The 12,036-nt window shown below is 60.9% G+C and carries 9 protein-coding genes; 6 read left to right on the top strand and 3 right to left on the bottom strand.

The genetic code is table 11. The features are described 5' to 3' along the window. Positions 1 to 50: 50 nt before the first annotated feature. The 6 genes from tsaE to HEQ61_RS07345 all read left to right on the top strand — a co-directional run bounded on the left by tsaE (position 51) and on the right by HEQ61_RS07345 (position 9,903). Entirely contained in the window at positions 51 to 524 is a 474-nt protein-coding gene (gene tsaE, locus HEQ61_RS07320; protein WP_168020583.1) for a tRNA (adenosine(37)-N6)-threonylcarbamoyltransferase complex ATPase subunit type 1 TsaE, read from the top strand. Continuing rightward, positions 521 to 1,546, top strand: a complete 1,026-nt coding sequence (locus tag HEQ61_RS07325) for an aminoglycoside phosphotransferase family protein (protein WP_168020582.1) — start codon at positions 521 to 523, stop codon at positions 1,544 to 1,546. Before tsaE ends, HEQ61_RS07325 begins: the two co-directional genes overlap by 4 nt. Next, entirely contained in the window at positions 1,543 to 2,313 is a 771-nt protein-coding gene (locus HEQ61_RS07330; protein WP_168020581.1) for a nucleotidyltransferase family protein, read from the top strand. Before HEQ61_RS07325 ends, HEQ61_RS07330 begins: the two co-directional genes overlap by 4 nt. A 30-nt stretch (positions 2,314 to 2,343) precedes the next feature. Beyond that, a complete protein-coding gene (gene addB, locus HEQ61_RS07335; protein ID WP_322099220.1) occupies positions 2,344 to 5,319 on the top strand; it encodes a double-strand break repair protein AddB in 2,976 nt (991 codons plus the stop codon). Beyond that, positions 5,316 to 8,807, top strand: a complete 3,492-nt coding sequence (gene addA / locus HEQ61_RS07340; RefSeq protein WP_168020579.1) for a double-strand break repair helicase AddA — start codon at positions 5,316 to 5,318, stop codon at positions 8,805 to 8,807. The genes addB and addA overlap by 4 nt, the downstream gene beginning before the upstream one ends. Before the next feature lie 67 nt (positions 8,808 to 8,874). Further along, positions 8,875 to 9,903, top strand: a complete 1,029-nt coding sequence (locus HEQ61_RS07345; protein WP_168020578.1) for an NAD(P)/FAD-dependent oxidoreductase — start codon at positions 8,875 to 8,877, stop codon at positions 9,901 to 9,903. A 6-nt stretch (positions 9,904 to 9,909) separates the two neighbouring features. On the opposite strand, the gene HEQ61_RS07350 is transcribed toward HEQ61_RS07345, so the two are convergent. The 3 genes from HEQ61_RS07350 to gshB all read right to left on the bottom strand — a co-directional run bounded on the left by HEQ61_RS07350 (position 9,910) and on the right by gshB (position 12,012). Continuing rightward, a complete protein-coding gene (locus HEQ61_RS07350) occupies positions 9,910 to 10,170 on the bottom strand; it encodes an usg protein (RefSeq protein ID WP_168020577.1) in 261 nt (86 codons plus the stop codon). Between the two features lie 141 nt (positions 10,171 to 10,311). Then, positions 10,312 to 10,995: a LysE family translocator gene (locus tag HEQ61_RS07355; RefSeq protein WP_322099221.1), complete on the bottom strand. Its 684-nt coding sequence runs from the start codon at positions 10,993 to 10,995 to the stop codon at positions 10,312 to 10,314. A 66-nt stretch (positions 10,996 to 11,061) separates the two neighbouring features. Then, complete coding sequence (gshB, locus tag HEQ61_RS07360; protein ID WP_168020576.1) at positions 11,062 to 12,012, bottom strand: glutathione synthase; 951 nt, start codon at positions 12,010 to 12,012, stop codon at positions 11,062 to 11,064. Positions 12,013 to 12,036: the final 24 nt, after the last annotated feature.

Consider the following 12,036-nt stretch of genomic DNA (forward strand, 5'->3'; position numbering starts at 1 on the left):
CTGCATTCTCCCCTCTGTTGCAGGACAACTGTATGGGGTATAACCCCGGGATGACTGATGCTGTACTCCCATCCCTGACCCTGTCCGACGAGGCATCCACCGTACGTCTGGGCCATGCCTTGGCCGCTATTCTCCGTCCCGGCGATGTCCTGGCTCTGGAAGGCGATCTCGGGGCCGGGAAAACAGCACTCAGCCGGGCCCTGATCCGGGCTGCCCTCGACTCCCCGGATGAAGACGTTCCAAGCCCCACCTTTACCCTTCTTCAGGTTTATGATGCCCCACAGGCAAGCTATTGGCACTTTGACCTGTACCGGCTGGAGCAAGCCGACGATGCCCTGGAGCTGGGGATAGAAGATGCGTTTGCGGGAGGAATCAGTGTGATCGAATGGCCCGACAAGCTTGGCCACTGGCTTCCACAGCATGCGCTGCGCCTTGCCCTGTCCATTGGCGATGGTGGGCAGCGCCATGCACACTTCTCGGGTCCGGTGATGTGGGCCCCTCGCCTGGCAGGGTTGAGCACATGACACACCAGGTTCTTATCCCCCGCCGTCCCGACCCGAACCGCCTTGCGGCCATGCATGCATTCCGCAAGGCCCATGGATGGGGGCATGCCACATGCTCCCTTCTGGCCGGGGATGCCTCGTTCAGGACGTACTATCGCCTTCGGGACACGGGAACCGGGGAAACGTGTGTGTTGATGGACGCCCCGCCCCCCACGGAGGATGTGCGCCCGTTTGTCAGGATCGGGCGCCACCTGGCTGGCCTGGGGTTATCAACTCCGTCCATACGGGCTGAAGATGCCGAGCAAGGTTTCCTGCTGCTGGAGGATTTCGGCGATGATCTCTATGCCCGTCTGCTGGGATCCGGCTCGCGGGAAGGCGACTTGTATTCCCTGGCAATGGATGTGCAAACCGCTCTGCACCAAGCACCAGCACCGGATTTCCTGCCCGCCTATGATGATGCGTTCCTGTTGACAGAGGTTGGATATCTGCCCGACTGGTTCTGCCTGCATTGTGCAAAACCCGTTCCGGACGATGCACGGGCCGAGTATGATGCCCTGTGGAACACATTGTTTTCCATAGCCCGTGCCGTGCCCGAGCGGATTGTCCTGCGTGACTACCATGCCGAAAACCTGATGCTGCTCCCCGGCCGACAGGGCTTGAAAGCATGCGGACTTCTGGACTTCCAGGGAGCCGTGCGCGGCCCCCTGACCTACGACCTGATGAGCCTGATGGAAGATGCCCGGCGCGATATCGACCCGGGTCTGGTTCAGTCCATGCAGGACTATTATCTAGACTGCAATCCCGGGCTGGACCGGGACGCTTTCCAGGCATCGTGGTCTGTCATGGCCGCCCAGCGCCATGCAAAGGTCATCGGGCTTTTTGTCCGGTTGTGGAAACGGGACGGAAAGCCTGTCTACCTGCCACACCTGCCACGGGTCTGGCGCTTGATGGAACAAGCCTGCCAACACCCGCTGCTTGGCCCCCTGAACGCATGGCTGAATCGCCATGTTCCCCATGAGACAAGGCAAAGGATACCGGCATGAGCATTCTTCCCCGCATGGCTATGGTTCTGGCAGCCGGTACGGGCACACGGATGCGTCCACTGACCAACCATACCCCGAAGCCCTTGATCCGTGTTCTGGGCAAAACAATGCTGGACCGCACGCTGGATCACCTGGCAAACGCTGGTGTTGCCGGGGCCGTCGTCAACATCCATCACCACCCGGATCAGATGAGGGCACATCTGGCCACACGAACGGGGGTACCGGACATCTTTCTGTCTGACGAAAGCAATCAGCTCCTGGACAGTGGTGGTGGTGTACGCAATGCCCTTCCCCTCTTGGGGAATGCGCCGTTCCTGATCCTGAATGCCGACATTGTCTGGCTGAACGGAAGCGAGGCCACCCTGCCCCGTCTGGCCCGGTACTGGGATCCGGCCCGGATGGATGCCCTGCTTCTGCTGCAAAACAAGACCCAAGCCATCGGATACGAAGGACGAGGTGATTTCTTTCGCAACGAACATGGTGTCCTGCACCGTATTCAGGACCATGAAACCGAAGCACCACTGGTCTATACCGGCATCATGATGATTGGCCCCGCCGCTTTCATGGACACACCATCCGGTCCGTTCTCGCTGAACATGGTGTTTGACAAGCTGCTGGCAACAAACCGCCTGCACGGTCTTGTTCATGATGGCCCCTGGTTCCATGTCGGAACGCCCGAAGCCATTGGAAGAACGGAACAGATCCTGCAACACCTGGAACACCCCGCAACGGCAACGACAGACAATGCCGCAGCGGTCGTGCGCTGACCGCTGCCTCCCATGCACCAGGATACCGGCGTGACCCTGCGGGGACCCCTTCTCAATATCCCCGCACGGTTTCCGTTCGCAGATACCCTGGCCCGCGGGTTGCTGGAGGAAACGGGCAGCGACCCGATGCAGCTGGCGGCCTACACCCTTCTGCTTCCCACACGCAGGGCTGTACGGACCCTGCGCGAGGCCTTCCTGCGCCAGTCGAACGGCAAGGCCCTTCTCCTCCCCCGCCTGCTGCCGGTTGCCGACCCGGATGAGATAACACTGTTGCCCCTGTTGTCCGATACGTCCGCAACAGATGACAGCACAATGGACATCCGCCCCCCCATTTCTCCCCTGCATCGCCAGCTGCTGCTAACCCGTCTGATCCTGGCGGCACCGGCAACCGGCCAGGCTTGCACCCCGGACCGGGCTGCCCTGTTGGCATCCGAACTGGCGCAACTCCTTGACCAGGTCCAGACCGAGGGACTGGGCTTTGATGCCCTGGAAAAACTGGTGCCGGAAGACTATGCCCGACACTGGCAAATTACGCTCGATTTCCTGAGCATTCTGACACGGCATTGGCCCGTCATCCTGGAGAGCATGGGCTGCCTGGACCCTGCGGAACACCGGAACCGCCTTTTGTTGGCCCGCGCCCGCGCCTGGCAGACAACGCCACCGTCCGGTCCGATCCTTGCTGCAGGCATTACCGGATCCATACCGGCCGTGGCCAGCCTCCTTGCCACCATAACGACGCTGCCACAGGGACGCGTTGTTCTCCCCGGACTGGATCGCGACCTGGATGCAGACAGCTGGGAGGCCATTGACGAAAGCCATCCCCAACATGCGCTCAAGCGCCTGCTGGACCGGCTTGGGAAAAACCGTGATGCTGTGCATGACTGGCCCTGCGTAGAGAGCATACGCACGGCAAACCCGGACCGGGAACGCCTGTGCAGCGAACTGATGCGCCCGGCCTCGACAACCCACACATGGCGCCATATCAAACCCCTGGCAGAAGAAGCCGTACAAGGCATAACCCGCCTTGACTGCCCGTCCCCGCGGGAAGAGGCTTTGGCAATTGCCCTGTTGATGCGCCATACCCTGTCGATACCGGAGCGTACCTGTGCCTTGGTGACACCGGACAGGGACCTTGCCCGACGGGTAGCAGCAGATCTGACCCGCTGGGGCATTATGGTTGATGATTCAGCCGGTCGCCCCCTGGCCGTCACCCCCCCCGGGGCGTTTCTCCGGCTGGGGGCCGATATGGTCGCCCAGCGCTTTGCCCCTGTTCCGCTGCTCGCCCTTCTGAAGCACCCACTGTGCAGTGCCGGACTGGATGCCGCCGTGTTCCGGGATAGCGTCAGGCGTCTGGAGCTGAGCGTTCTGCGCGGTGTCCGGCCTGCCCCGGGGATTGCGGGCCTGCGGGCTGCGGCTCTGGCATCCGGGGCCATGGATGAAAGCTTGTCCACTCTCCTGGATGCACTGGAGCGCTGCTGCGCGGATTTTATCGCCCTGATGGCCGAACAGGATGTACCCCTGCATATCCTGCTGGAATCGCACATGCGGATGGCCGAAGCCCTGGCCACAACACCGGACAGACCCGGCCCCCTGTGGCTGTGGGATGCCGATGCCGGTATGGCCGCAGCATCCTTTGCCGCTGATCTGGCAGAGCACGCTGCTGTGCTGGGGCAGATCCGTCCGCAGGCCTATCCCGGCCTGCTGGATGCCCTGATGCGTGGCCGTACCGTACGCACCCGTTTTGGCAGTCACCCCCGCCTGGATATCCTTGGCCCCATGGAAGCCCGCCTGCATCAGGCGGATGTCATGATTGTGGGAAGCCTGAACGAAGAGGTCTGGCCTCCCCGTCCCGGATCAGATCCGTGGATGAGCCGCCCGATGCGGACAGCATTCGGGCTTCCCCTGCCGGAACAGAAGGTCGGGCATACGGCGCATGACCTGGTGACGGTGCTTGGCTCCCCCCATGTCGTCCTGACCCGCTCCCTGAAGGCAGAAGGCACACCAACTGTTCCTTCACGCTGGCTCTTGCGTCTTGAAACGGTCCTGTCCGCTGTCGGCCTTGCCCTTCCGGAGCCGGAGCATCCATGGCTGAAATGGGCTGAACTGTTTGACCGCCCTGAACAGATGATACCTGTACGGCGCCCGGCCCCCCGCCCTCCGGTCGAATCAAGGCCACGTGCCCTGTCCGCAACCCGGATTGAAACGTGGATGCGCGACCCTTATGCCATCTATGCCCGCCATATTCTGGGGCTGCGCCCCCTTGATCCTCTGGATGCCCAGCCCGGCCCGGCTGACTACGGAACTTTGGTGCACAGGGCTCTGGAAGATTTCATACGACGCTTCCCGCACGCCTTGCCTGCCGATCCAGAGGCTGAACTGCTGGCCAGTGGGCAGAAGGTGTTTGCCGATACCATCGCCCGGCCATCCGTCCAAGCCTTCTGGTGGCCCCGGTTTGAACGGCTGGCCCGCTGGTTTGCCATCCAGGAGCAAGGGCGGCGGAATATGATACGGGAAACATTCGTGGAGATATCCGGAAGCCTGGATCTGGGCGACTTCGTTCTGACCGCCAAGGCTGACCGGATTGACCTGTTGGAGGATGGCAGCCTGGTCATCGTGGACTACAAGACCGGGGCCCCGCCCTCTGCCCGTGAAGTGGCAGCCGGTTTCTCACCCCAACTGCCACTGGAAGCCTTGATTGCACACCACGGCGGTTTCCCCGGCATTCCTGCCGGACGGACGATCACATCTCTCCTGTACTGGCACCTGAAAGGCTCTGCCAACGGAGGAGAGGAACGAAACGCCTGTGGCCATGGACTGTCACCGGATACCCTGGCCAAACAGGCTCTGGAAGGGTTGAGAGGGTTGATCGATGCCTTCTCCCACCCCGATACACCTTACGAGGCACGCCCCCACCCCGGAAAGGCACCGGCTTGGTCAGACTGGCTGCACCTGGCCCGGGTCAGGGAGTGGGCGGCTGCCGGCGATGCCGATGGAGGTGAGGCATGAAAACCATGGGGGTCCGTGCCGGCGAGGCCCAGAAAAAAGCAGCCAACCCGGCCATTTCGGCATGGGTGGGGGCCAATGCCGGAACCGGAAAGACCAAGGTGCTGACCGACCGGGTCCTGAACCTGATGCTGTCGGGCAGTGCACCCGAGCGTATTCTGTGCCTGACCTTCACCCGGGCAGCAGCGGCGGAAATGTCCACGCGTCTGGCCCGAACACTTTCTGAATGGGCCATTGCAACAGATGAACATCTGGAACACGCCCTGACGGCCCTGCTCGGGTGTTCGCCGGATCAGAAAACCTGCGACACGGCGCGGCGCCTGTTTGCCCGGATGCTGGATGTGCCGGGAGGCATGAAAATCCAGACGATCCACGCCTTCTGCCAGGCACTTCTGCGGCGCTTTCCCCTGGAGGCAGGGATCGCTCCCCACTTTGCCGTCATGGAAGACCGTGATGCCGCCACACTGATGCTTGAAGCCCGGGAACACATTCTTCTGGCAGCCCGACAAGACGAAACATCGGACCTTCACTCTGCATTGGCTCTTGTAACCAGCCATGTTCATGAAGATGCGTTCAATGCCCTGATGGCCGATATCGCAACCCACCGGGGGCGGCTGTCGCGACTTCTGGTACAGGGGCTGGAGCCCGTAGCCTTCCGCCTTGCCCAGCGCCTGGGACTGGATATCAACGATACACCGGACCGGATCCTGGAGCAGGCTGCCCGGGATGACTATGTACCTGTTGCGCAGCTGAAGAACCTTGCCATGGCCCTGGCCCGGGGGGGAAAGACCGACCTTGAGGCAGCAGAGCGGATAACCGGCTGGCTTGCTTCTGAAACCCCGGAACGTTGCGCCACGTGGTCGGACTATGGCCGTGCCTTCCTGACAGCGGACGGGGAACCACGGTCACGGTCCCGTTTCCCCTCCAAGGCTGTGCGGGAGAACAACCTGGAAACGCTGGATGCGGAAACAGAACGAATTGTCCGCACCAACACCCGCCTGAAAGCCGCCGTCACGTTCAGGGCGACACTGGCCCTGCTGACACTGGCCAAGTCCATGACGGCAGAGTACCAGATCCGCAAGGAGCGGGCGGGGAAGATGGACTTTGATGACCTGATTCTCACGACACGCCGGCTTCTACAGCACGCCGATACGGCAGCCTGGGTTCTCTACAAACTTGACGGCGGCCTGGATCATGTCCTGATTGACGAGGCGCAGGATACCAATCCGGACCAATGGGCTGTCATCAAGGCTCTGGTATCTGATTTCTTCGACGGACACGGGCGGGACCGCCCACAGGGAAACCGCACCCTTTTCGCGGTGGGGGACCGCAAGCAGTCCATCTACTCTTTCCAGGGGGCGGACCCGGATGAATTCGACCGCAGCCGCGCCCTTTTTGCCTACATGGTCCCGCAATCCGGTTATCCGTTCGAGGATATCACCCTGGATGTTTCTTTCCGTTCCACAGCAGCTATCCTTCAGGCTGTTGATGCGGTCTTCCGGCAAAGCCACGCAGTCGATGGTGTTGCCGCAGCCGGGGAACCAGTCAGCCACCATCCGTTCCGGACGGGACAGGGGGGATTGGTGGAACTCTGGCCGCCTGTCCCTGCAACAGCCCTGGAAGAGCCTCCACCATGGAAACCGCCTGTCGAACGCATCCGGGGCGAGAGCGCACCATCCCGGCTGGCCCGGTTGCTGGCACGACGTATCCAGCGGATGACCAATGGCAGCGACACGCTGGAAAGCCAGGGACGGCCGGTTCGCCCCGGTGATATCCTGGTTCTGGTACGACGGCGCAGTGGGTTTGTTGATGATCTGGTCCGTTGCCTGAAAGATCTGGATATCCCGGTGGCGGGCGTCGACAGGATGGTCCTGACCGAACAGATGGCGGTCATGGACCTGATCGCACTGGGATACAGCCTGCTGTTGCCCGAAGATGACCTGACCTTGGCCTGTGTACTGAAAGGCCCTATTTTGGGCCTGACAGAGGAGCAGCTGTTCACGGTTTCCCACGGACGCCAACGCGGTGTCAGCCTGTGGCGATCCCTGCGCGAACACCGTGACCAAGATCCGGCCTTTGCATCGGCCTGGGCAACCCTGCGTGGATTGATGGAGAAAGCAGACTTTCTGCCGCCCTTCGAACTATTCAGCCACATTGTGGGGCCGTTGGGCGGTCGCAGCAAACTACTGGCCCGGTTGGGACCCGATGCCGCCGACCCGATAGACGAATTCCTGAACCTTGCCCTGGCCTATGACCGCGGCCACCCTCCGAACCTACAAGCCTTCCTGCACTGGCTGGAAACCGGTTCCCAGGATATCCGCCGCGATCTGGAGGAAAATGACAACACTGGCCCAGGTGGGGTACGCATCATGACCGTACACGGCTCCAAGGGCCTTCAGGCCCCGGTTGTTTTTCTGCCGGATACCCGCCAGATACCGACCCGGGTACCAGCTCTTCTCTGGGACGAGTCAAGCAATGACGAACACCCCGTCATGCTCTGGCCACCATCCGCAGCATTCCGAGAGCCTGTGACCGAGGCCCTGGTTACAGCAGAACGAACGGCCGCAGCCCGGGAATACCGTCGCCTGCTTTACGTGGCCATGACACGGGCTGAGGACAGACTCTACATCTGCGGCTGGGACACCCGGCGCGAATCCCCGGAAGACAGTTGGTACAACCTGATCCAGAGTGCCCTGGCCCCGCTGGCCGAAACAGTCCGGGACCCGTTCCTGGAAGCGGATGGAACCCTTGAGACACCAACCGTGCTGCGGTTGTCCTGCCCACAGGTTGTTCCCCCGCGAACACGGGAACACAGGGCCGAAGCCCTGGCCACGGTTTCCAAAGTTCCGTCCCTGCTGCGCATCCTGCCTGCTGCAGAACCGGTGCCCTCACGACCCCTGATGCCATCACGTCCCCCGGTCGCCGACCCACCGGCCACCTCACCCCTCCTGCATGGACCACAAGACGAAAACCGTCGGCAGCGGGGCAAGATCATTCACACCCTCCTGCAATACCTGCCGGAACGGGAACAGGCTGTCAGGGAACACGCGGCCGGAACCTTCCTGTCCCGTCCGGTCTGGAGGCTGGATCCGGCTGAGCAGGATATCATCCTGCAACAGGTCATGACCGTCCTGAACACACCCTCTTTTGTACACCTCTTTGGCCCAGGGTCCCTGGCCGAGGTTCCTGTTTCGGGTGTCATCGGAAAGACCAGTATATCCGGGGTGATTGACCGCCTTCTGGTCGAAAACGATATAGTGACAGCGGTGGATTTCAAATCCGGCCACCATCCGCCACGACATGTTCATGACGTGCCGGAAGCCTATTTGTTCCAGATGGCTGCCTACCGGGCTGTTCTGCGCAAGATCTGGCCAGAGCGTGACATACAATGCGCGCTGTTGTGGACAGAGGGCCCGTGGCTTATGCCCCTGCCCTGCGATCTTCTGGATGCAGCCCTGCCAGCCGACCCGGCGATGAACCAAACAACTTGATTGCCGGGCACGAACAGTTCACTCTGTCGCCCCCGTTTTCCCGCATGTCACCAGGACAGGCTTGTTCATGACCGAAACCATACACCATACAGATGCCCTGATCGTAGGAGCCGGCCCCGTTGGTCTGTTCACCGTCTTCCAGTGCGGTATGGTCCGCATTCGCTGTCATGTTGTGGACGTTCTCGATACCGTGGGCGGGCAGTGCACTGCGCTGTACCCGGAAAAGCCTATCTATGACATCCCGGGCTTTCCATCCGTTATGGCCGGGGATCTTGTCGATCACCTGCAACAGCAGGCGGCACCCTTCAATCCGGTCTTTCATCTGGGGCAGCAGGTCACCGGCCTGACCCGTGGGGAAAACGGACGCTGGCTGGCGACTACAAGCAAAGGGACACGGATCAGTGCTGCCGTGGTAATTATAGCCGCCGGTGCCGGTGCCTTTGGCCCCAATCGTCCGCCCCTGGAAGGGATTGAGCAGTACGAGGGGCATTCCGTTTTCTACTTTGTAGCCAAGCGGGAACACTTCCGGAACAAGCGCGTGGTGATCGCCGGCGGGGGGGATTCTGCCGTGGACTGGGCCCTGTCACTGTCAGATATTGCCGCCCGTGTCCACGTTGTCCACAGGCGGCCCAAATTCCGCTGCGCCCCGGAAAGCGCCGCCCGACTGCAGTCTTTGGCAGAGACCGGAGCCATTGATCTGGTTGTGCCCTGCCAACTATCTGCCCTGCATGGAGAGAACGGCGTTCTCCACCGTGTTGATGTTGTTGATATGGATGGACAGACCCGAAGCCTGGAAGCCGATGCGTTGCTGCCGTTCTTTGGCCTGGCGACCGAGCTGGGCCCGATTGCCCAGTGGGGCTTGGGTATGGAACGCAACACAATCCGTATCGATCCGACCACAGCGGCAACAAATATCGAGGGGATTTTCGCCGTCGGCGACGTCTGCAGTTATCCGCACAAGCTGAAGCTGATCCTGACCGGGTTTGCCGAGGCAGCACAAGCCGCGCATGCAGCCTATCCGCTGGTCTTCCCCGGTGAGGCGCTGCACTTCCAGCATTCCACATCCGGCGGAATCCCGGCACTGGCAGGAAGCTGAGGGCGGTCAGTTCAGCCGCAATTCCGTATCAACACCGCGCCATTCTCCCGGGGTAATGAGCTCGCAGCCGGAAACCCGTACAGAATGGAGGCGCCCCTCGATCTCCCGCTCCCAGAAATGAAGGAAACGGTGGAGTTCGGGGTAGCGGGGTGCAACATCGTAGAACTGCCAGACAAACTCCTGCAGGACGGAGGGGTGGTCTGGCAGGTGATACAGGATAAACGCCGTGGTCAGCCGGTAGTCCTGAAGCTGAAGACGCAGGGACATGAAGAACCTCCCGTACTGTGGGAAGACACACATGCGGCCCGCGCTGCCGCAGAATTCATTGTTCCGGATAGAACGGCAAAGTCAACGATCTGATCTGTCAGCACTCAGTCAGCTTGGCTGCCAAAAGACAGACAACAAGGACTAGCCAAGATAAAAAAGGCTGAGCAGGGCTGCCACACCGGACAGGAACAAAAGCCCGCCTGCACAAAGGTTAAGCCGCGTCAGCCACACAGGGCTAAAGCGGTGCCGAACAGCCCCGGCCAGCGCCGAAAGCGTAAACCACCACAAGGCTGACCCGGCAAAAACCCCGGCAACAAGGGTAAAGGCCCGGGCTGGGCTTTCACCGGCCCGGACCGAACCAAGAGAGGCAAACACAGCCATAAAGGCCAGAATTGTGGCTGGATTTGTCAGGGTCAGCAACAATGTGGCTGTGAAGTCACGCCAGAGACCGGGGTGAAGTCCGGATTCAGCCCGTAACTCCGGCGGTGGCTGGCGCCATGTCCTGATGCCCAGAACCAGAAGAACGGACCCGCCAACGAGCGACAACGCCTCGCGGTATTCCATCAGGAAGCCGGAAACCAGTGACAGGCCGAAACCGGCAACCGCGCCATAGAAGGTATCAGCCACAGCAGCCCCGAGACCGGCGACAAAAGCGGCGGCACGACCGTCATTCAGGGCCAGGCGGATGCACATGATCCCCACAGGTCCAACCGGAGCTGCGATCAGAAAACCAACGATCATACCTTCCAGAAACAGCATCAGGGATCGCCATTCTTCCAGTAAAAGACATGGGCTGTGGCCCAAATCGAAAAGAAGCGGGACCATATCAGCCCCATCTTACAGAAGACAGGCAAAATCAGAACGTTGTCAAAAGAAATACCAGCCGGAACATCAGGCAGGCCGGGTCCGGCGCGATTCAATGGCATCCCAGACAAGAGAGGCGATATCTGTCCCGTCAAAACGCCGAATCTCCTGGATCCCGGTCGGGCTGGTCACGTTGATCTCTGTCAGCCAGTCCCCGATCACATCAATACCGGCCAGAATCAGGCCCCGTGATTTCAGCTCCGGTCCAATGGTCGCACAAATGTACTCTTCACGTGGGGTCAGTTCAGCCGGAACAGGTTTGCCTCCCGCATGCATGTTGGACCGGGCATCACCATCAGCCGGGATACGGTTCAAGGCACCGACAGGCTTGCCATCCACCAGAATAATACGCTTGTCGCCCTTGCGTACCTCGGGCAGGTAGCGCTGGATCATCAAAGGCTCGCGGGACTGCTGGAAGAACATGTCAAGAAGTGATCCCAGATTCTCGTCATCAGGCTTCAGATGAAAGACACCCGCACCGCCATTGCCATACAGCGGCTTGAGAATAATGTCCCGGTGCTCGGCCCGGAAGGCCCGGATAGCATCTGGATCAGCAGAAACAAGGGTCGGCGGCATCAACCCCGGGAAACGGGTCAGGAACAGTTTCTCCGGGGCATTGCGCACTTCTACCGGATCATTGACGACCAAGGTGCGGGGATGAATTTTCTCCAGTAAGTGAGTATTGGTAATGTAACTCATGTCAAACGGTGGATCCTGACGCAGCAGAACCACATCCACAGCAGACAGGTCCAGGGTCTCGGCAGGCCCCAGGGTAAAGAGGTTCCCCCGCTCGCGGCGCACGATCAGGGCACGGGCACAGGCCGTAACCACCCCATCACGGAAGCTGAGATCACGTGGCTGGTAGTGCCACAGCCGATGCCCCCGGGACTGGGCGCATTCCGCCAGGGCAAACGTGGTGTCCCCATCGATGGAAACAGACTCCATCGGATCCATCTGAACGGCAACAGCAAGACTCATGTAGGCAACATCCATTCTGAACAG

Source organism: Haematospirillum sp. H4485, from assembly GCF_012102745.1.
In the GTDB taxonomy this organism is placed as follows: Bacteria; Pseudomonadota; Alphaproteobacteria; order Rhodospirillales; family Rhodospirillaceae; genus Haematospirillum.

What these genes read in the sequence shown, in the direction of transcription:
- tsaE (WP_168020583.1), top strand. Translation starts at nt 51, where the DNA reads ATGACTGATGCTGTACTCCCATCCCTGACCCTGTCCGACGAGGCATCC.
- HEQ61_RS07325 (WP_168020582.1), top strand. Translation starts at nt 521, where the DNA reads ATGACACACCAGGTTCTTATCCCCCGCCGTCCCGACCCGAACCGCCTT.
- HEQ61_RS07330 (WP_168020581.1), top strand. Translation starts at nt 1,543, where the DNA reads ATGAGCATTCTTCCCCGCATGGCTATGGTTCTGGCAGCCGGTACGGGC.
- addA (WP_168020579.1), top strand. Translation starts at nt 5,316, where the DNA reads ATGAAAACCATGGGGGTCCGTGCCGGCGAGGCCCAGAAAAAAGCAGCC.
- HEQ61_RS07345 (WP_168020578.1), top strand. Translation starts at nt 8,875, where the DNA reads ATGACCGAAACCATACACCATACAGATGCCCTGATCGTAGGAGCCGGC.
- HEQ61_RS07350 (WP_168020577.1), bottom strand. Translation starts at nt 10,170, where the DNA reads ATGTCCCTGCGTCTTCAGCTTCAGGACTACCGGCTGACCACGGCGTTT.
- HEQ61_RS07355 (WP_322099221.1), bottom strand. Translation starts at nt 10,995, where the DNA reads ATGGTCCCGCTTCTTTTCGATTTGGGCCACAGCCCATGTCTTTTACTG.
- gshB (WP_168020576.1), bottom strand. Translation starts at nt 12,012, where the DNA reads ATGAGTCTTGCTGTTGCCGTTCAGATGGATCCGATGGAGTCTGTTTCC.